The 18931-nt window shown below is 45.9% G+C and carries 19 protein-coding genes and 4 tRNA genes; 20 read left to right on the top strand and 3 right to left on the bottom strand.

The window, feature by feature from the left end; all coding sequences use genetic code 11:
* Positions 1 to 11: 11 nt before the first annotated feature.
* From IH982_02765 to IH982_02750, 4 genes are all read left to right on the top strand, one after another.
* Positions 12 to 86: transfer RNA gene (locus IH982_02765), tRNA-Pro, on the top strand.
* Positions 87 to 157: transfer RNA gene (locus IH982_02760), tRNA-Ala, on the top strand.
* A 25-nt stretch (positions 158 to 182) separates the two neighbouring features.
* Positions 183 to 1100, top strand: a complete 918-nt coding sequence (locus IH982_02755) for a magnesium transporter CorA family protein (GenBank protein ID MCH7828753.1) — start codon at positions 183 to 185, stop codon at positions 1098 to 1100.
* Position 1101: 1 nt separating this feature from the next.
* On the top strand, positions 1102 to 1500 hold the full coding sequence (locus tag IH982_02750) for a vitamin K epoxide reductase family protein (protein ID MCH7828752.1): 399 nt from the start codon (positions 1102 to 1104) through the stop codon (positions 1498 to 1500).
* Here IH982_02750 and IH982_02745 read toward each other — a convergent pair.
* A complete protein-coding gene (locus tag IH982_02745) occupies positions 1478 to 2431 on the bottom strand; it encodes a hypothetical protein (protein ID MCH7828751.1) in 954 nt (317 codons plus the stop codon). The genes IH982_02750 and IH982_02745 overlap by 23 nt on opposite strands.
* Before the next feature lie 274 nt (positions 2432 to 2705).
* Here IH982_02745 and IH982_02740 point away from each other — a divergent pair, with 274 nt between their 5' ends.
* The 7 genes from IH982_02740 to IH982_02710 all read left to right on the top strand — a co-directional run bounded on the left by IH982_02740 (position 2706) and on the right by IH982_02710 (position 9893).
* The gene (locus IH982_02740; protein MCH7828750.1) at positions 2706 to 3530 is read left to right on the top strand and encodes a DUF4239 domain-containing protein; all 825 of its coding nucleotides are present in this window, start codon (positions 2706 to 2708) and stop codon (positions 3528 to 3530) included.
* A gap of 211 nt (positions 3531 to 3741) precedes the next feature.
* Positions 3742 to 4956, top strand: coding sequence for a transcription termination/antitermination protein NusA (gene nusA / locus IH982_02735; protein ID MCH7828749.1), 1215 nt, complete (start codon positions 3742 to 3744; stop codon positions 4954 to 4956).
* A 9-nt stretch (positions 4957 to 4965) separates the two neighbouring features.
* A complete protein-coding gene (gene clpP, locus IH982_02730; GenBank protein MCH7828748.1) occupies positions 4966 to 5553 on the top strand; it encodes an ATP-dependent Clp endopeptidase proteolytic subunit ClpP in 588 nt (195 codons plus the stop codon).
* 60 nt (positions 5554 to 5613) lie between these two features.
* Complete coding sequence (locus IH982_02725) at positions 5614 to 6636, top strand: PKD domain-containing protein (protein MCH7828747.1); 1023 nt, start codon at positions 5614 to 5616, stop codon at positions 6634 to 6636.
* Positions 6637 to 6660: 24 nt separating this feature from the next.
* A complete protein-coding gene (locus tag IH982_02720; protein MCH7828746.1) occupies positions 6661 to 7365 on the top strand; it encodes a hypothetical protein in 705 nt (234 codons plus the stop codon).
* A gap of 107 nt (positions 7366 to 7472) precedes the next feature.
* The gene (gene rny, locus IH982_02715) at positions 7473 to 8966 is read left to right on the top strand and encodes a ribonuclease Y (GenBank protein MCH7828745.1); all 1494 of its coding nucleotides are present in this window, start codon (positions 7473 to 7475) and stop codon (positions 8964 to 8966) included.
* Between the two features lie 354 nt (positions 8967 to 9320).
* Complete coding sequence (locus IH982_02710) at positions 9321 to 9893, top strand: hypothetical protein (protein MCH7828744.1); 573 nt, start codon at positions 9321 to 9323, stop codon at positions 9891 to 9893.
* Between the two features lie 182 nt (positions 9894 to 10075).
* On the opposite strand, the gene IH982_02705 is transcribed toward IH982_02710, so the two are convergent.
* Positions 10076 to 10149, bottom strand: a tRNA-Gly gene (locus tag IH982_02705).
* 36 nt (positions 10150 to 10185) lie between these two features.
* A tRNA-Pro gene (locus tag IH982_02700) sits at positions 10186 to 10256 on the bottom strand.
* A 140-nt stretch (positions 10257 to 10396) separates the two neighbouring features.
* Between IH982_02700 and IH982_02695 the strand changes: the two genes are divergently transcribed.
* From IH982_02695 to pilM, 9 genes are read left to right on the top strand one after another with little or no spacing between them, the layout of a single operon-like run.
* Positions 10397 to 11371 carry a HAMP domain-containing histidine kinase gene (locus IH982_02695; protein MCH7828743.1) on the top strand — a complete coding sequence of 325 codons (975 nt, stop codon included), beginning with the start codon at positions 10397 to 10399 and terminating at the stop codon, positions 11369 to 11371.
* The gene (locus IH982_02690; GenBank protein ID MCH7828742.1) at positions 11368 to 11745 is read left to right on the top strand and encodes a response regulator; all 378 of its coding nucleotides are present in this window, start codon (positions 11368 to 11370) and stop codon (positions 11743 to 11745) included. Before IH982_02695 ends, IH982_02690 begins: the two co-directional genes overlap by 4 nt.
* Entirely contained in the window at positions 11735 to 13483 is a 1749-nt protein-coding gene (gene tadA, locus IH982_02685; GenBank protein MCH7828741.1) for a Flp pilus assembly complex ATPase component TadA, read from the top strand. The genes IH982_02690 and tadA overlap by 11 nt, the downstream gene beginning before the upstream one ends.
* Positions 13483 to 14703 carry a type II secretion system F family protein gene (locus IH982_02680; protein ID MCH7828740.1) on the top strand — a complete coding sequence of 407 codons (1221 nt, stop codon included), beginning with the start codon at positions 13483 to 13485 and terminating at the stop codon, positions 14701 to 14703. Before tadA ends, IH982_02680 begins: the two co-directional genes overlap by 1 nt.
* Complete coding sequence (locus tag IH982_02675) at positions 14703 to 15575, top strand: prepilin-type N-terminal cleavage/methylation domain-containing protein (GenBank protein MCH7828739.1); 873 nt, start codon at positions 14703 to 14705, stop codon at positions 15573 to 15575. Before IH982_02680 ends, IH982_02675 begins: the two co-directional genes overlap by 1 nt.
* The gene (locus IH982_02670; GenBank protein MCH7828738.1) at positions 15550 to 16065 is read left to right on the top strand and encodes a prepilin-type N-terminal cleavage/methylation domain-containing protein; all 516 of its coding nucleotides are present in this window, start codon (positions 15550 to 15552) and stop codon (positions 16063 to 16065) included. Before IH982_02675 ends, IH982_02670 begins: the two co-directional genes overlap by 26 nt.
* Entirely contained in the window at positions 16062 to 16592 is a 531-nt protein-coding gene (locus IH982_02665) for a type II secretion system protein (GenBank protein MCH7828737.1), read from the top strand. Before IH982_02670 ends, IH982_02665 begins: the two co-directional genes overlap by 4 nt.
* Position 16593: 1 nt before the next feature.
* A complete protein-coding gene (locus IH982_02660) occupies positions 16594 to 17823 on the top strand; it encodes a pilus assembly PilX N-terminal domain-containing protein (GenBank protein ID MCH7828736.1) in 1230 nt (409 codons plus the stop codon).
* A 17-nt stretch (positions 17824 to 17840) separates the two neighbouring features.
* Positions 17841 to 18929 carry a type IV pilus assembly protein PilM gene (gene pilM, locus IH982_02655; GenBank protein MCH7828735.1) on the top strand — a complete coding sequence of 363 codons (1089 nt, stop codon included), beginning with the start codon at positions 17841 to 17843 and terminating at the stop codon, positions 18927 to 18929.
* Positions 18930 to 18931 lie beyond the last annotated feature (2 nt).

Raw genomic sequence — 18931 nt, 5'->3', positions numbered from 1 at the left:
TTAAAAACAAACGGGGATTAGTGTAGCGGCAACATGCACCGTTCGGGACGGTGAGATGGTGGGTTCGACTCCCACATCCCCGACCAGGGCCTATGGTTCAATGGTAGAATGCGGCATTCGCATTGCTGAGACGGCGGTTCGATTCCGCCTAGGTCCACCGTAAGGTATAATAGAAAAATTCTATGATTACTATCTACTACAGAACATTAAAAGAACAGGAGCTCCAAACGCTTGAAAAGTTCAAGACGGGTTCTTGGGTTGCAGTTGAGAATCCAACCGAGGAAGAGCTGGATTTTTTGGCACAGGATCTGCCACTTAATAGAGATCTTCTCCGAGACGCTGTGGATCCCTATGAGGTTCCCCGGGTGGAGCGAGAAGGAGGCGTGACGTATGTATACACAAGGGTGCCTCTTCAAGAAGAAGTGCAGACCACCACTCCTCTCATGATTGCAGTTGGCAAAAACTTTGTTTTGACGATTTCTCATCGTTCTCTTCCCTTTTTAGCAAAGTTTCAGGAAGGCAGGGTGGAATTTTACACCACGCAAAAAACCAAACTCTTCCTGCAGCTCTTTTCTGAAATCAACACCGCGTACTCTTCTTTCATCAACAACATTGCAAAGAATGTGCGGGGAGTGACGGTTCGCTTAGAAGACATTGGAAACAAGGAGATAAAGCAGTTTGTGATGTTTGAAGGGTCTTTGAACGATTTTCTCGCAGCCCTGACCCCCACAAACACCTTGCTGAATAATCTTTTGTCTGGGAAATTTCTGCAGCTCTACGAGCAAGACCGCGAATTAGTGGAAGACCTCACGCTTTCAAACCGCCAGTTAATTGAACTGTGCCAGTCCAACATGAGGAGTATTAGCAACGTCAGGGAAGGATACTCTACCATCATGAGCAACAACTTAAACCGGGTGATAAAAATCTTAACTGCTCTTACCATTGTTTTGACCGTTCCAACCATTATTGCCTCTTTTTACGGCATGAATGTGCGTCTTCCCCTGGCTGATTCCCCTGATGCCTTTTTGGTGGTGCTGGGGGTCACTATTTTAGTTTCTGTTGCCGTTCTTACCTTATTTTTGAAAAACCGCTGGCTGTAATATGTTTTCTTTTTGGATTCCCGTTCTAGCCCTTATTGGGTTGGCAGATGCCTCTTACCTCTTGTACAAAAAACTCCGAAAGGAAAAGCTTGTGTGTTTTTTTGGGGATGACTGCGACAAAGTGAGCAAGAGCGAGTATGGATACATGTTTGGTATCCCCAGCGAGGTGTTTGGCGTTGGCTTTTACCTTTTTGTTCTTGCCCTGTTTGTTCTCTCGCAGCTTGGCAATACCATGGGTCTGGGACTTCCCCTTCTTTCCCTTTTGCTGTTTGCTGCAATTTCAGCCTCCCTTGCTTCTTTGTACCTTCTTTTTGTTCAAGCTTTCATCTTGAAAAAGTGGTGTGAATGGTGTATCTTGAGTGCCTTAGTGAATTTCTTTATCCTCTTTCTTGTTCTTTAGAAGCGAGACGGCGTAACAGGAGAGCTGCTGCAATTGCAAAAAAGAGGAACAAACCAATCTGCCATTGTGGTAGGGCAATAATGGCTGAGGCTAAAAGAAAGTCCAGGCTTTGTTCTGCCACAGAAAGGGGCTCGGGGCTTTTTCCTGCTAAAAATGCATTTTTCTTTTCTTGAAGTTCCTGTCTTTGCTCTTTGAGTTTCTCTGTTGTGTCTTTTGCGAGAGCATCTACTTTTTGTACGAGAGAAGGAAGGTATTCTTGGGTTATTGTGTCAGTAATCTCTTTTAAAAGGGATTCTTCTGGTACCACTTCCTCTTTTTCTGATTTTTCCTGCGTTTCTATTAAAGCATTCTCTTTTACTAATGGGTTGGTCCCAGAATTTACCTCTTCTTGGTCGCTTACTCCGTCTCCGTCTGTATCTGGATTCAGAGGGTCTGTTTTAAGTATTTCTTCCTCTTGATCTGTGAGGCCGTCGTTATCATCGTCGTCATCCTCCATATTTCCTATTCCATCTTGATCCGTATCTTCATCTATAAACACCTCGCTTGCTCCAAGCACACCAGTGCCCAGGGAAATTGGCTCTGGATTTTTTCCAATCTCTACCCTAAATGCTTCTTTAATGTGAGCTGCAACGGAGTAATTTCCCTGTGTAACTTTCCAATCGCTCCATGCTTCTGTAATTCTTCCGTTGGCAGCAGAAAACGATGATTCACCTATATTGTTGCCGTTTACCAAAAACTCTATGGTTCCTTGAATGTCAAAGCCGGAGTTGTTCTGAATTGCAGTGTATATTCTTATCGTATCCCCTGCAAAAAAGGGGGTTTTTGAATACCAAACACCCTGTACAAACCCGGCGTTTGTCTCTTGAGCGAAAGCAAGAGAGAAAGGAAAAAAGAGAAAGAGAAAGAAGACGGCAAGCCGTATAATGCTCATATCTCAAGTATGCCCCACCTCCTTTTGTAGGTCAAAGTGAGAATTCAATAGTTCTTAAATGAAATTAAGGAATCCTTAATTTCATTTAAGAGATAATCGGAAAAATCATTCATGCCTAAACGAGATTTAAGCAATATTCATTGAAATTAGTGATTCCCTAATGAAGTTAAGAATGCTTTAATTTCATTTAGGAGATATCGGTTTATCTCAAAACAAAGAAGCGCCAAATAGGCGGGTTTCTTGTCTTATTGTGCTAGTTCAGTATTATAAATATGTGGCCTCTCTCTTAAAGAAAATTAAGCTCCCATATCTTGTTACTGTTGTTATAGCGGGATCGTTTCTCCTGGTTTTTCTGCTTCCCACCAAGGAAGATGTAGGAGAGGGTATAAACACCATTCTGGGAGTCGTGGGCCTTCTTTTCGCAATCCTGGTTGGGTTTTTCATTACCGACCTATGGAGCAGGTTCCAAAAAATCAGGGACAGTGTTGCAACAGAGGTCAGTGGTCTTCAGACCTATTATCTTTTTACACAGATACTCGGGGACTTCCCTCAGCACAAAGAGTGGGCAAAAAAACAGCAAGAACTTATTGATAGATACGTAAGAGAGTTCTTTGCTGTTGAGTGGCAGGACTATGGAAAAATTGACCCGCATTTTAATGCAATCATTCAATCTCTTGGTGATGTAAAAGAATTAAAGACCAATAAAGAAGTGGAGACGTATACGAACTTCTTGCCGCTTTTAAACGAGATTACAACCGCACGAGAACGCTTATTTATGTATGGCAAAGATAGGTTGAGTAAATTGGAGTGGATGGTAGTTTTGTTTCTTTCTTTGATCCTGGTGTTCTCTATCTTTTTTGTCAGAACACCAGACCTACCATCTCTTTTTTTGACTGGCACGCTTATCTCAACCGTTGCTATCCTTTTACTTATCCTCCGCGATCTGGATGATTTAAGTTTTGGAGAGGACATGGTTTCTTTTGAACCATACGAGACTATTTTTGATGTCATAGGGAAGCCTCGTTTTTATCTTAAAAGAGACATAAAATCTGGAAGGGTGAAACCTCCAAAAAGTGAGGAATATAGAGTTGGAGACTGAGCTACGTTATGTGTGGTAGCTCAGAACGATTCCTTAATTTTATTAAGGAGGGATTGACAGAGTGGAGTAAAGGATGTATAGTGGCTTTGTGAATGAAGGTGTCCGCCAAAAGCGGACATTCTTTAATCAAGAGTATAGAAATTGTAGCCCTCCTTCGCCGGAGGCTACGGAAGGGCATCCGTAGCTTTTGAGCGAAGCGAGAAAGCGAAGGATGGATCTAAAAAACTTTTTACTGGCAGTAGAGATCATTGCAGAAGAGAAAGGCCTTCCCAAGGAAAAGGTCTTTGAGTTAATTGAGCAGGCTGTTGCCGCTGCCTACAAAAAAGAATACGGAACCAGAGGACAGATAGTGAAGGCAAAAATGGACCCCAAAACAGGGAAGGTTGAGTTTTGGCAGGTAAAGCAGGTGGTAGACGAAGACATGATCTATTCAGAAGAGGAGTTGGAGGAATTAAAGGACAAAAAAGAGGAGGAAGAGCTTGCGCAAGAGGGGAAAAAGGTGAGGTTTCACCCTGAGCGCCACATTCTTTTGGCAGACGCAAAGAAGATACAAAAAAAGATTGCTGTGGGAGAGGATCTGGAGATAAAACTGGAGTCAAAGGGCGACTACGGAAGGATTGCAGCTCAAACCGCAAAGCAGGTTATCTTGCAAAAGATACGCGAGGCGGAACGAGAGGCGGTGTTAGAAGAGTTTCAGTCAAAGGAAGGAGAGCTGGTGTCTGGCATTGTGCAGCGAGTGGAGGGAAGAATGGTATTTGTGGATCTGGGAAAGACGTTAGGAATTATGCCCAAAGAAGAGCAGGTTCCAGGAGAGTTTTACCGTCCGGGCCAAAGATTGAAGTTCTACCTCTTGTCTGTAGAAGACCAGCCCCGGGGTCCTTCTGTGGTTCTCTCTCGTGCCTACCCCAAGTTCATTTCCAAGCTTTTTGAATTGGAAGTTCCAGAGATTGCAGCAGAAAGCGTGGAGATTAAGGCCATTACCAGGGAACCCGGATCCAGGTCAAAGATTGCCGTGGTTTCGCGGGAGGAAGGGGTGGATCCGGTTGGCTCCATGGTAGGGCAAAGAGGTACAAGGGTTTCTGCCGTTATTAATGAGCTGGGGGGTGAAAAGATAGACATTATTGAATGGGCAGAGGATTCTGAAGTATATCTTGCAAATTCCCTATCCCCTGCCAAGGTTCTGCAGGTTGAGGTTCAAGATCAGAACAAGGCAGTGGCCATTGTTCCAGAAGATCAGCTGTCCTTGGCCATTGGACGGGATGGCCAGAACGTGCGCTTAGCGGCCAAACTCACGGGTTGGAAGATAGATATTCGAACCCCAGAAGGGAAAGGAGTTTCTTTAGAAAAAGAAGAAGAGGAGGTTGAGAAATCAGAGGATGTGCCGACGAGGCACAAAGAGGTTGCGTCAAAAGAAGAAAAAGGGTAAGATAACATTATGAATCTTATTCCAACCGTTATTGAAAAGACTCAATATGGGGAGCGGGCCTACGACATCTATTCTCGTCTTTTGCGAGACCGCATCGTTTTTTTGGGGGCCCCCATTAACGACGTAGTGGCAAACTCCATTATTGCCCAGTTCTTGTTTTTGGCTTCACGTGATGCAGAAAAACCCATTCAGTTCTACATCAATACCCCGGGCGGCATCATTTCCTCTGGGCTTGCCATCTATGACACCATGCAGTATATAAAGTCGCCCGTACACACGGTATGTGTTGGCATGGCAGCCTCCATGGGAGCCCTGCTGTTGGCAGCGGGCGAGAAAGGAAAGCGCTTTGCCCTGCCTAACTCCCAAATTTTAATTCACCAGCCCATAGGAGGAGCCCAGGGCCAGGCCTCTGAGATTGAGATTGCAGCCAAGGAAATCGTGAGGATGAAAGAACGCTTAAACAAGATTCTGGTAAAGTACACGGGGCAACCCATGGAAAAAATTGAAAAGGATACGGACCGCGATTACTATATGACAGCCGAGGAAGCAAAAACTTACGGTTTAATTGATCAGGTAATCAAGGCAAAGTCGGGATGAGAGGAGAGGACGCGCAGGAAACCCTGCGCGTTTTTGATTCTTTCGTGGTAGAATGCGGAAATGAGAAGACGATACCTTGCCTTCTTCTTTGTTGGACTTGGCGTTCTTTTGCTGGTGTTTGCCGTGGGGTTCTTGCTGAGAGAATCCCCCCAAGAAGCCGAGCAGCCGGATGTCTTAAGTGATACCCTTCCTCCTTTTACGGCCATCTTCTTCCCGCAGGACAAGTCCTGGCACAGCAAGGGATTTCTCGCCACGATTCTTGATTCTGATCTCGATTCTGGTTTCGCAGAGAAACACCAATGTCAGTACATCATTCAGGACCTTGGAACAAGGCAGGCTGTTGGGGGAGTCCGCCCCTGCCAGGAAGTTCGGGTGTTTGTCTCGGTCGGGCAGGGGCAGACGTGCTCCTCCACATTTGATGCCACCTCTTCTGCTGGAAGATGCCTGCTGTCCAGCAAGGCATTCGACAAGGCGGGGAACGAATCTTCCTGGGAGAGTGCCGTGTTCCTCATTGACCTTAACGGTCCTGAGGTGGGGAAGGCCTCCCTACCTCCCATTGTCCAGCCGGGGGAGGAGTATATTATTGAAGCAACGGTTTCAGACAACGGCAAGATAACGGGATGCGCCTTCTTTGTAGACAGAAAAGTGCTGGAGGCAGACGTTTTTCTCTCCCCCTTGCCCTGCCAGGAGGGAGAAGCTTGCAGCGTATCTTTTTTACACGCCTTTTCTGTGCCCGGCGAGTACGGGGGCGCCTTTGTCTGTTCTGATGCGGCAGGAAACGTAGCTTCCGGGGAATCGGTGCCGTTCCGGGTGTTTGTGAATAAAAGCCCCGAGATCAGCTTCTGTCGGGTTACCCCTGGCCGGGGGGACCGGACCACCGAGTTTCGGTTTGAGACGCAAGCCACGGACCCCGACGGAGACCAACTCTCCTTTTCCTGGAGTTTTGGGGATGGGGACACGTCACAATATTCTTCTCCGTTCCATTCCTACGCGCGTCTCGGGACGTTTATGCCAAAGGTTGAAGTCAGAGACTTAAGCGGGGCAACGGCAACGTGTGCTACGGCCTGGGTGATTGTGGAGTAAATCAATGCTTGATATACTGAATCAATGAAACCGGTTCTTCTCCTAACGTTTTCCCTCGCACTCCTGCTCTCTCCTGTCAGCGCTCTTGCCTTTGATACCTTTGCTCCCACGAACGGAGCAACAAATGTGGAGGTGGACGCCCATTTCCAATGGCAGGAGATTCCACTTGCCACAAAGTATGTTTTGGATATTCTTCACTCGAATCCAACCAAGTTTACGGAATCTCAAGACAACATCTCTTCTGGGGTGTGTGCTGGAGGCACGTGTACCTTTCCTTTCTTGGCTCTTTCCATTGGAAGGATTGAGTTCGCAGATTCCTATACTTGGAAGGTGACCGCCTACAATTCGGCCGGAAGTCCTATTGACGATTCCTCGCCGGCAACCTTTTCCACTGAGCAGGATCCGGTCGTAGTCCAGCCGCCGCCAGGAGGGGGGCCTGGCGGAGGGGGACCTGGTGGAGGGGGGCCTCCCATCATTAGCCCGTCTGACCTTAACCCCATCTCTTCTGAAACCCTACAAGAGCTGCTGGAGAACGTTCTTAACTTCCTCTTTGGCATTGCCGTGGTTGTCCTCCCCATCATTATCCTGTATGGGGGTATCCTTTTGCTTACGGCCGGAGGCGCGCCGGAAAAGATCTTGAGGGCCAGGACCATCCTGCTGTGGGCGGTCATCGCCTTTGCCATCATCCTCTTGGCCAGGGGGCTCCCCGCGATTCTTCGGAGCTTTTGAGGCCTTTGACAAGGGAAGGGAAATCTGGTAGTGTATTCTTAGGAATTAACTACCAGGTAACTTTGACCCTTGGATGAACAATACAATCCAATCGCTCAATATTCTCTATGACAACCCAAATCCTTTTGGCAGGCTTTGGGGCTTTGGCACTGGGAATTTTTCTCGGCTACTTGTTGAGACAATCCCTTGCAAAGCGCCAAGCCGGAACCGTAGAGCAGCGGCTGCAAAAGAAAGTAGCTCAAGCAGAGAAAGAAGCAGAAGCACTTCTTTCAAAAGCTAAAAGCCAAGAAGACGAGCGCAGAAAAGCTCTGCTTGGAACAGAACAATTACTCTTAAAGCGCGAGGTCGCCTTAGGCGACAAGCTTTCTTTGTATGAAGAAAAGGAGCAGGAGTTTTTTGCCAAAGTAGAAAAACTCAAAAAGGAAGAACAGAAGTTAGCCGAAAGCAAGAACGAGACTTTGCAAAAGCTCGAGCAGGTAGCAAAGCTCTCCCGTGAAGAAGCAAAAGAACAGTTGTTTAAAGGTGTTGAGGAAAGCTACGAGAAAGATATCTTGGGCAGAATCCGGAAGCTTGAAGCCGAGGGCCAGGAACGCTTTGAAAACAGAGCAAAAGAGATTCTTGCGTATGCTATTCAAAAGACTGCGGTTTCTCAGGTGCAAGAGATTTCTAGCACTACGGTTCCCTTGCCTTCCGAAGACATGAAAGGAAAAATCATTGGGAAGGAAGGAAGGAATATTCGTGCCTTGGAACGGGCAGCCGGAGTTGAGATCATTGTTGACGAAACCCCAGAAGCCGTGGTCATCTCTGGATTTGACCCCTTGCGCCGCCACATTGCAAAGGTTGCCTTAGAACGCCTGATGAAAGATGGCAGGATTCATCCAACGCGCGTTGAAGAAGAAGTGGAAAAGGTAGAACAGGAGATTGAGCAGCAGATTAAAGAAGCAGGAGAAGCTGCGGTCTTTGACGTTGGAATTGTGGGAAGCGACCCAAAGCTTATACAGCTGCTGGGAAGACTCAAGTTCAGAACCTCTTACGGCCAGAACGTTCTCTTGCACTCCATAGAGGTGGCTCATCTGGCAGGAGCTTTGGCAGCAGAGATTGGAATGAATATTGCTATTGCAAAGAAAGCAGGACTGTTTCATGACATTGGAAAGGCCTTGGATCACCAGGTAGAAGGTTCCCACATTGACATTGGCATGCGCGTGCTGGAGAAGTTTGGAGCAGAAAAGGAAGTGATTGATGCCATGAAGTCTCACCATGAGCAGTATCCGTATGAGACCATTGAAGCGGTTTTGGTACAGGCAGCAGACGCCATTTCAGCAGCCCGCCCCGGAGCAAGAAAAGACAGTTTGGAAAACTACCTGAAAAGGATTGCGGAATTGGAGAACGTTACCAATTCTTTTGAGGGTGTTGAAAAGTCCTATGCCATTCAGGCGGGAAGAGAGATCAGGGTATTTGTAAAACCAAAAGAAGTGTCTGACGTTGAGGCAGAGAAACTCACAAAAGACATTGCGGGAAGAATTGAGGAGGAGCTTCGCTACCCAGGGGAAATTAAGGTAACCCTTGTGCGGGAGAATAGATTTGTAGAGTATGCGCGCTAGTTTCTTAATGAAATTAAGGATGCTTTAATTTCATTTAGGATATATGCGCCTTAGAAACAGAAAGCCGCCCGTGAAAGGCGGCTTTCTAGTTAGCTCTTGACATTGTATAATGTAACAGGTCTAGATTTTAGACTTGGAACTCGGCATTGGGAAGTTTTACCCTCGGTGAAATAGATGATAAAGTCAGTTACAACTGGTACGACTGGAGAGTACACGAAAAAGTTTCTTCTACTGAAATTATTTTTTATATCAGAAAACAATCAGACTTTTTATATAATCACCAAAAGCGATCCCCTGAAGGATGAAATAATAAATAAGTTGCTTTCTACCTTTAGATTTTTTGAGTAAAAAATTATGACATATTTTATAATTTTAGAGGCAATTACAATCCTTTTAGCTTTTCTAGTAAATATAGGGATATTTTATCTCTTAATTAAACTCTTTAATCGGTTAGCTAAATTTTCAGCAGTGTTAAAATTAATTTTCTTATATGAAGTAGGATTTTTTGTTTTTTGGCTTATAGATCTATCACGCTTACTTCTCTTTTTTCCATTATGGCTTCAAGCAGTTTTATATCCCGCATATCTTTTAGTTTCTATTATGGTTTTATTCTTATTTCTTTATTTTCTGATGCAGAAGTTCTCTTTACTTAATTTTAAAAAGATCTTAATTGTTTTCTTAATAATGTTTTTAATAGTCACTCCTTTTCTTTCTTATTACCGCGCAGCACTTACTTATTCGATGACGAAATCGTTTTTCCCTGATATTGTTTCAGAGCTATCCCTTTTTAATGCAATGATTAAGAGTCTTCCCTTTCAATCCCTGCCCTCACCAGCAAAAGCAATTAAAATACTTAATACAGTAGATGATAGTCTTTTAGGTGGGAAGTTTTTCAAAGAACTACGTCGGCTTATAATAACGATATAAAGAAAATTAATAAAATGGGAGTTTGCCGATTTGAAATCATTGATTTGAAGTCGGCAAAATGTAACACGTGTACGGGAAGGGTGGGGTAAGCAAGTAAGTTAAAAAATCATTGGCTCAAAAACAATGGGCATCCATTGCGGATGCCCACCGCGAAGTAAGTAAAAAAGATTTGTCTTTGGTCTTGGAGCGGGTGAAGGGAATCGAACCCTCGTAGTCTGGTTGGAAACCAGAAGCACTACCATTGTGCTACACCCGCATTCTAAACTTAAGGAGAACTTGTTTCCGTTTCTTGTCGGGGTGCCAGGAATCGAACCTGAGCCACATGCTCCCAAAGCAAGCATACTACCATTATACGACACCCCGCAGCGTATTTTCTTATACCATTTTTGCTCTTCTTTTTCAATCCGTGATATACCCCGTTAGAAGTTAAGCATCCAGGTTGTACCGCCTTAAAGGGGCAACATTGCTTGCGAAGGGAACTTCTAACGGGGTATACTACACAAATGGGTTTGAAGGAACTGCAAGCCGAGTTGAATATTGTCAAGCAGGCAAGGAAATACGGGATTCCTTTGTGGCAGCACCCGCAGTTTCTGTTTCTGGTCATGGGGATTATTATCGTTGTCTCCTCTATTCTTTCTTACATCTTGGGGAGAAGATATATTGAAGACCCGCACATTGCTGCTCTTTTTATTATCGTTCTAACCTTGGTTTTGCTCGTTCTCGCCTTTATCATTGAAAGAAGCTTTGAGCGACTGGCCGAAGCCTCCAGATTAAAGTCCGAGTTTGTGAGTATTGTGTCCCACCAGCTCCGTGCTCCCCTCTCAAACATGAAATGGATAGCAGACCTCTTGGTGTCTAGGAAAGGAAACGCCAATCAAGAGGAATACTTTTTAATGCTCAAAGAAAACTCTTCTCGGATGCAAGAGCTGGTGAACAATCTCTTGATGGTATCTCGCATTGAGGAAGGAGGGTTGGTGACGAAACGTGAGGAGTTTTCGTTTGAAGACCTGCTCAAAGAAGTTGTTTTAAACTTTCAACCCATGATACAAGCTACCAACATTACACTACGCTTGGAGTCCCCAAAAAAGATTCCCAAGGTGTTTGCCGATCCCTTGCAGATTCGGCAGGTTCTTTCCAACCTTTTGGACAATGCCATTAAATATACAGGTAAGACCAAGAGTGCGGTTTTACAGGACACAGCAAGAGAACATTTAGTCACCATGCGCCTGAAAGACAAAGGGAAAAATCTCCGTTTTGAGATTGAAGATACAGGGGTGGGCATTCCAAAAGAAGACCAAAAGTACCTATTTCAGAAGTTTTTTCGTTCCGGCAACGTACTGCGCCATGAAACCCAAGGATCCGGCCTCGGATTATATATTGCCAGAGCTATAGTTAAAAGATCTGGAGGAGAAATGGGATTTCATTCTATAGAACACAAAGGGTCGACATTCTGGTTTACCATACCATACGCATCATGAAAACAATTTTACTCATTGAAGACGAAGCAGCTTTGCAAAAGACCATGGGCGACGTGCTGTCGCAAGAGGGATACGAGGTATTTTCTGCCTTGGACGGAGAAGCAGGGGTGAGACTGGCAAAAGAGAAAACCCCAGACCTTATACTCTTAGACCTTGTTCTTCCCAAGATAACGGGATTTGAGGTGTTAGAACAGCTCCGTGGAGATGATGAAACAAAGGGCATTCCCGTCATTGTCTTGACCAACCTGGAAAACCTAGAGGATGTTCAACGGGCAACGGACCTGGGAGCTACCACCTACCTTGTGAAGTCCAACTACGATCTTGAAGAAGTGGTTCAAAAGGTCAAAAGAGAACTCGAGAACAATGAGGGTTGAAGATCAACAGCTCCAAGCTTTTCTCTCAGATTCAGGACTCGTTGAGAAAAAGGCTTTGCAGAAACTAAATAAGGAGGCAGTAAAAAAGGGAAAACGCCTTGGGGATGTTTTGATTGCAGAGGGATTGATATCAGAAGAAGAGGTTATCAAGATGGAAGCTTACATCTTGGGCATTCCTTTTGTGAACCTGGAAAAAGAAAAGATTGCGCCCGAAGTATTAAAGATTATTCCAGAGCCCATTGCAAGGTCCCACAATATTGTGGCGCTCCGCAAATCAGGCCAGAACTTGGAGGTTGCAATGTTAGACCCAGGGGACTTAGCTACCATTGACTTTATTCGAAAGAAGGCAAACTTAAAGATTCTCCCCCGTCTCACCACCCCAGAGTCCATGAAACAGGTTTTGTTGCAGTATTCAAAGACTCTGGAAGCTGAATTTGGGGATATTATTAAAAAGGAGGTGGGAGACATTAAGACAATCAAGGCAGAAGAACGGGGATCTGGCGCAAAGGAATTAGAAAAGGCAGCAGAAGATCTTCCCATCATTAGAATTGTCGATACTCTTTTAAAGCACGCCATCTTGCAGCGAGCCTCTGATATTCACATTGAGCCAGAAGAGAAAGAAGTTGTGGTGAGATATCGCATTGACGGCGTGTTGAGAAATGCCATGGTGCTTCCCAAAACAGCAGCCGCTGGCATTGTGGCGAGAATCAAGGTGCTTTCCACTTTGAAATTGGACGAGCACCGACTTCCCCAAGATGGAAGGTTTAAGGTAAAAACTGAAGAGTACAAGTATTCTGTCCGCGTGTCCATCTTGCCGGTATTTGACGGAGAAAAGATTGTCATGCGCCTGCTTTCTGAAACCGCAAAGGCCTTTACCTTAGAAGAACTGGGATTGCGGGGAGCTGCGCTAGAATACATTGAACATGCGCTGAAAAGACCCGTAGGTATGCTCTTGGTTACGGGTCCTACGGGATCCGGGAAAACCACCACCTTGTATTCTGCGATGGAGATTTTAAACACGCCTGATGTGAACATTTCAACGGTGGAAGACCCGATAGAATACCGTATGCCGAGGATAAACCAGACGCAGGTGAACCCCAAGATAGGGCTAACCTTTGCTTCAGGGCTCCGCTCTCTTTTGAGGCAAGACCCAGACATTATCATGGTAGGTGAAATTCGAGACCAAGAAACCGCCTCGCTTGCAATCAATGCTGCCTTAACCGGACACCTGGTACTCTCCACCTTGCACACCAACAGTGCTGCTGGTGCCATTCCCCGCTTCATTGAAATGGGAGGAGAACCCTTTCTCATTGCCTCAATCCTCAACGTCATTGTTGCCCAGCGGTTGGTCAGGAAACTTGCTGAAGAAAAAGAGCCCTACAAACTCTCTCTCAAAAACCTCAAGAATCTCAGTTCTTATTGTGACCTTGATCAGCTTACCAAGCTTTTTGAAGAAGAAAAAGTCATCAAGCAACATGACACTCTTTCTTCCATCACGTTTTACAAGCCAAAGACAAGCAAAGAGGCAGAAGATGGATATAAGGGAAGGATTGGAATCTATGAAGTGCTTCCCGTGAGCGAGTCCATAAAAACCCTCATTGTACAAAAGGCGACAGCCGACCAGATTCAAAAGCAAGCCGTGGCAGAGGGTATGACGACCATGGTTCAAGACGGTTTTCTAAAAGCAGCGCAGGGTGTTACCTCTATTGAAGAAGTATTGAGAGTCATTTCTGAGTAATGCCAAAGTACAAGTACACTGCAATCTCAAAACAGGGGGAATATCTCACCGGAGAGGAGTTTGCCAAAGATGAACACGAGCTTGCCGGGAGACTGCGCAAGAAAGGGTATATTCTCACAAAAGCTGACCTTAGGGGCTTAAAAAAGCCTGGTTTTCAGTTTCTTGGAGCATTTTCGGGGCTGTTTGGAGTCCCCTTGGCAGAAAAGCTCATGTTCATGCGTACTCTTAAAGTTATGGTTGTCGCGGGCATTGCCCTGCCCAAAACTCTTGAGGTACTCTCTTTGCAAACAAAATCAAGGAAACTGAAGAATGCCCTAGGAGAGATACGAAAGCGAGTTTTGCAGGGACATCAGTTGTCTGACTCCATGAGTTTTTATCCAGGCATTTTCCCCGACCTTGTTGTGAATATGATCAGAACGGGTGAAGAGTCGGGAACGCTCGAAAACGTGCTTTCTCAGCTCACCTTACAGCTGGAACGGGAACACGATTTGCGCTCCAAAATTCAGGGTGCCTTAGTTTATCCTGCAGTCATTATAGTTGCCATGATTGGCATTGGGATTTTAATGCTCATTACGGTGGTGCCGAATCTTGCTGCCACGTTTGAAGAACTTCAGGTTCCTCTTCCCGCCAGCACGAGAGCGATTATTTCTTTTGCAGATTTTTTCACAAGCTTTTGGTATCTTGTAATTCTCTTTGCTCTGGGGGGCATGGCTGTGGGATATCTGGCCTTGCGTACCAAGGCCGGAAAGAACCTGGTGGACACGTTGGTCTTACGAACCCCCATAGTAGGCCCCATTGTTAAAAAGGTGAATACTGCTTTTTTTGCCCGCACCATGAGTTCCTTGATTGGAGCTGGCATTCCCATGGTTCGCGCTTTGGAGGTGACCGCAACCGTGCTTGGGAACACGCATTTCAGAAAGGTGCTGCTTAAAGGAGCTGAAGAAATGCGAAAGGGGGTGAAACTCTCTGAGGTTCTTTCGCAACACACCAATCTCTATCCTATTGTGGTGGTGCAGATGGTTGAGGTGGGAGAAGAAACCGGACAGACAGCCGAGCTTTTAGCAAAGCTCGCTGACTTTTTTGAGGAAGAGGTGACGAACATCACCAGGAACTTGGCTTCTATCATTGAGCCTGTGCTCATGCTTATCATTGGAGCTGTCGTTGGGTTCTTTGCCATTTCTATGATCCAGCCAATGTACTCTATGCTGGGAAACGTATAATGAAACAAAGAGGATTTACTTTGATTGAAATACTTGTTGTTGTGGGGATTATTGTTCTCTTTTTGGGGCTGAGTATCCCTCAGTTGCGTTCCTTTCAGCAGGTGTCTTATTTGGAAAACACCGGAAAGGAAGTGGTAGCAACTTTGCGTCTTGCAAAGAGCCGCACCTTAGCTTCAGAGGGAGCTTTGCAGTACGGCGTGTACTTTGATACCCTGAGCACTCCCAACCAGTATACCCTGTTTCAAGGTTCAAGCTATGCAGCAAGGGATCCTGCAGAAGACCAGGTTACAGAGCTTTCAAAGACAATTGAGATTTCCGTAATTTCCTTGGGCGGAGGAAATGAAGTGGTATTTTTGCGCTTGACCGGGCAAGCGAGCGTACAAGGAACTATTACGTTCCGCCGGATTGCAGATCCAACTTACACAAAAACCGTGAGTATTCTTTCTTCTGGTACAGTTGAAGAGGGAACCGCAACCCCGCCCTCAGATGAGGACCGGGTGGTGGATTCAAGACACGTTCATCTCTCCTACCAAGGGAGAGATATTGCCACAACCACCGAAAGCGTGCGTCTGATATTTCCCGATACCACCTTTTCTTTCCCGATTCTAGACAATATGTCAGCGGACCAGATTTTCTGGGAGGGAGATGTGGTATCAGAGGGGGAAACTCAGCATCTCAAAATCCATACCCACCTTTTGAACGATGTTACGCAAGGGACCCTGTTTTCTTTGCACCGTAGGAGAGATAAAAACACCAAGTCCCTAGAAATTGAGTTGTCGGGAGACGCAACCGGCAACCTCATTTCCTATGATGCAACAGGAATCACAACACAAGGAACATCCATTTATGCTGGAACACCGGAATTACAGTAGAGGAATCTCTATCATTGAGTTGCTCGTCGTTATTATGATTATTGGAGTGGCAATTTCAGCCTCGATTTCTTTTAGCACCTTTTCTTTGAGAACAGCTTCCCTGTTTAAGCAAACCACCCAGGCCTCTTTTTTCGCTAAAGAATATGTGGAGGCGCTAAAGAACTATCGAGACAACACGGGGTGGACGGATGATGATCCTGGCAACAACTACGATGGTTTGGGGCAGGTTACTACCGGAGTATCACTCCACCTTGAACTTTCAGGAGATACCCCTCCACGATGGCAGCTTCTTTTGGGCCAGGAAACCCTTGGAATCTTCACAAGGGAGGTTGTGGTGGATCTTGTGGAGCGCGATGCGGCAGACAATATTGTAGAATCAGGAGGAACTCTTGACCCTCAAACCAAAAAAGTCACGGTCACTGTTTTCTGGGAGGAACGTCAGCGAACACACGACATTCAGGTAACAACATATCTCACTAACTGGAGATGACCCACCAAAATTTTTCAAAGAAAAACTTAGGCGGGTTCACGATTATAGAATTCGTGGTGTACATTGCAGTTCTTGCTATTCTTGGGGGAGTTACTTCCACGCTGTTTTTGTGGACCCTAAAAGCCCATACCAAAACCCAAGTGTTGCAGGAAACAACCTCTTCGGCGCAGCTCGCAATGGACCGCGTAATGTATGAAATCAGAGAGGCAGAAAGCTTGTATCTCCCCACCACTACGGCGACCCAGGTTTCCCTTAAAACTAAAACCTCAATTCCTCCGGGGGAAACTTTAGGATACATTGATTTTTTCTTGTGCGGTGAAGCTCTGTGTATAAAAAAAGAAGGGGAAGCAACCCTTGCCCTTACTCCAAACACAGTTGAGGTCACCAACCTTTCTTTCACCACCATTTCCACCGATACAGACTTTCCTTCCTTAAGAGTATTTATGGAAGTGCGCCACAAAAATCCCAATAACAGGCCAGAACTGGAGGCCGTGGTACCAGTAACCTCCACTGCTTCTTTGAGATAGTATGAACAATATACAGCAAGGATTTGTCGCCCTGTATCTGACCCTCTTGGTGGTGTTTGTGCTGTCTGGCATTGGGATTTCTGCTTTTGTTTTGACCTCCTCGCAACAGCGCATCATTCAAAACACAAAAGCGTCTTTGCAGGCATACTATGGAGCAGAAGCCGGGGTAGAAGATGCGCTCTTTCGCGTCAAGAATTCCTTGAATTGGAGCAATCCGGGTTCCCTTAACGTGCTGGATGCGACAGTCACCACGACCGTTACAGATACTCCACAAGGAAAGCTGGTGGTTGCTGAAGGAAATGATTCGTCTCGATTTCGCAGGGTGGAAGCTCTGTACCGTCTTGCCGGCATCATCCCCGAGTTCTTCTATGGTGCTCATATAGGTGATGGAGGATTGATTATGCACAACAATAGCCAGGTAATAGGAGACGTCTTTTCCAACGGAGACATTACAGGAAATTCTGGAGCCATCGTCACCGGAACTGCAAGGGTTGCGGGGTTGGGCGGTAATCTTTCTAACATATCGGTGGTGGGAGATGTGTTTGTAGATGAATGTAAGGATGCCGATATTACAGCAACCCTGAACGCGAACGACAACGATGGGTGCTCCTTTGGCGCCTTTGTTTCTCTGGGAACCCCTCCAGATCCCGTTTCCCTTCCCATTACCGCAGAAGAAATTCAGGGGTGGAAGGATGCGGCCGAAGCCGGTGGAGTTTTCTTTGGAGATTATGAGTTAGACAAAACCGAGACCGCTTCCCTTGGGCCGCAAAAAATCGTTGGGAACCTGTTGGTGGCGGACAAGGCAGTACTCACCCTTACTGGCAATCTCTGGGTAACGGGCAATGTGGATGTGAAGAATGATGCTCAAGTGCGACTCGACGTCTCCTTTGGGGGCACGAGCGGAGTCATTGTGGCAGACAGCGTCATTACTCTTCAGAACATCACCATCTCCTCTGGTTCTGGAAGCGAAGGAAGCTATCTCATGTATCTTTCCACCAACACCGGCAATCCCGCAATAAACATAAAGAACAACGCCGTAGCTGATATCCTCTATACCTCAGCTGGTTGGATTCTCATAGAGAATAACGACGAGCTGCGGGTGGTTACAGGATACGGTGTTCACCTGGAAAACAACGCAGTCATAACCTACGAAATTGAGCTTACGTCAGCCATCTTCAGTTCGGGCACCGGAGGCGCGTGGGAGCTTGTGTCCTGGAAAGAAGTGGAATAGACAGGTACAATAAAAGAATGTTGAACGCATTAACTCTTCATCCGTCAGCCTTTGGGCTAGACATCTCAGATCTTTCTTTAAAGATTATGTGCTTAAAACGCCAGGGAAAGGGATTCCAACTCCATGCTTTTGGAGAATTTTCCATTGCCCCCGGGGTGGTTGAGCGGGGGGAGGTGAAACAGGGAGATGTCTTGACACAGACCATCCGCGAGGCAGTGAAAAGTTTTGGCAGCAAACTTTCAACCAAATATGTTGTTGCTTCCCTTCCCGAAGAGCAAGCGTTTTTGCAGGTGATGCAGTTGCCGCGCATGAAGCCAGAGGAGCTAGAACACGCAGTGCGCTTTGAAGCAGAAAACTATGTCCCACATTCAATTGAGAAGGTATATTTAGATTACCAAGTGGTAAAACCCTTCCACAGCTATATAGACCACACAGACGTTCTGTTAGCTGCCCTCCCCCGCACCATGGTGGATCCTTACCTTGAGGCATTAGAGCATTCCGGATTGACCGTTAAGGCGCTGGAGATTGAGTCCTTGGCAATTTCTCGGGTCCTCGTTCCAAAAGAAACAGCTGCACTGCCCTTGTTATTGGTTGACTTTGGCGCAACAAGAACAAGCTTTGTGGTGTTTTCTGGGTACAGTCTGCGCTTTACCGCCTCCATTCCTGTTTCTTCAAGCCAGCTTACAAAAAGCATTGCAGAGACCCTAAAGCTTACAGAAGAGAAGGCAGAGGAATTAAAGATTAGCTTTGGTTTGCAAGGACAAGACGACGAACAGGGAAAGAAGGTGCTTGAGGCCTTGATGCCACCCCTTTTGAACCTTGTGGAACAGATCAAGAAACACCTTTCCTATTATGAATCCCACACCATTCACCAACATCTGGGAATAAACCAGCAGCGTATCAAGAGAGTCATCGTTTCTGGAGGAGGAGCAAATCTGAGAGGGTTTACCAGGTTTCTTTCAAAAGAACTGGAACGCGAGGTTATCTTGGGAAATCCTTGGGTGAACATTTTGGAAACCTCACTTAAAGAACTCCCTCTCCTCTCCTTTGGAGAATCATTAAAGTACACGGCGGCCTTGGGGCTTGCATTGAGAGGAGCAAAGTAAAC

It is taken from the genome of Patescibacteria group bacterium, from assembly GCA_022563395.1.
GTDB lineage: Bacteria > Patescibacteriota > Minisyncoccia > Minisyncoccales > UBA10102 > 01-FULL-49-22b.
The sequence above is the reverse complement of the archived record's forward strand: the minus strand, read 5'-3'. Positions and strand labels throughout refer to the sequence as shown.

Coding starts and splice junctions, on each gene's coding strand:
- IH982_02720 (MCH7828746.1), top strand. CDS start 6,661: ATGAAACCGGTTCTTCTCCTAACGTTTTCCCTCGCACTCCTGCTCTCT.
- IH982_02680 (MCH7828740.1), top strand. CDS start 13,483: ATGCCAAAGTACAAGTACACTGCAATCTCAAAACAGGGGGAATATCTC.
- IH982_02755 (MCH7828753.1), top strand. CDS start 183: ATGATTACTATCTACTACAGAACATTAAAAGAACAGGAGCTCCAAACG.
- IH982_02665 (MCH7828737.1), top strand. CDS start 16,062: ATGACCCACCAAAATTTTTCAAAGAAAAACTTAGGCGGGTTCACGATT.
- pilM (MCH7828735.1), top strand. CDS start 17,841: ATGTTGAACGCATTAACTCTTCATCCGTCAGCCTTTGGGCTAGACATC.
- IH982_02725 (MCH7828747.1), top strand. CDS start 5,614: ATGAGAAGACGATACCTTGCCTTCTTCTTTGTTGGACTTGGCGTTCTT.
- IH982_02690 (MCH7828742.1), top strand. CDS start 11,368: ATGAAAACAATTTTACTCATTGAAGACGAAGCAGCTTTGCAAAAGACC.
- IH982_02670 (MCH7828738.1), top strand. CDS start 15,550: ATGCTGGAACACCGGAATTACAGTAGAGGAATCTCTATCATTGAGTTG.
- IH982_02660 (MCH7828736.1), top strand. CDS start 16,594: ATGAACAATATACAGCAAGGATTTGTCGCCCTGTATCTGACCCTCTTG.
- IH982_02745 (MCH7828751.1), bottom strand. CDS start 2,431: ATGAGCATTATACGGCTTGCCGTCTTCTTTCTCTTTCTCTTTTTTCCT.
- IH982_02710 (MCH7828744.1), top strand. CDS start 9,321: ATGACATATTTTATAATTTTAGAGGCAATTACAATCCTTTTAGCTTTT.
- tadA (MCH7828741.1), top strand. CDS start 11,735: ATGAGGGTTGAAGATCAACAGCTCCAAGCTTTTCTCTCAGATTCAGGA.
- IH982_02750 (MCH7828752.1), top strand. CDS start 1,102: ATGTTTTCTTTTTGGATTCCCGTTCTAGCCCTTATTGGGTTGGCAGAT.
- IH982_02675 (MCH7828739.1), top strand. CDS start 14,703: ATGAAACAAAGAGGATTTACTTTGATTGAAATACTTGTTGTTGTGGGG.
- nusA (MCH7828749.1), top strand. CDS start 3,742: ATGGATCTAAAAAACTTTTTACTGGCAGTAGAGATCATTGCAGAAGAG.
- IH982_02695 (MCH7828743.1), top strand. CDS start 10,397: ATGGGTTTGAAGGAACTGCAAGCCGAGTTGAATATTGTCAAGCAGGCA.
- clpP (MCH7828748.1), top strand. CDS start 4,966: ATGAATCTTATTCCAACCGTTATTGAAAAGACTCAATATGGGGAGCGG.
- rny (MCH7828745.1), top strand. CDS start 7,473: ATGACAACCCAAATCCTTTTGGCAGGCTTTGGGGCTTTGGCACTGGGA.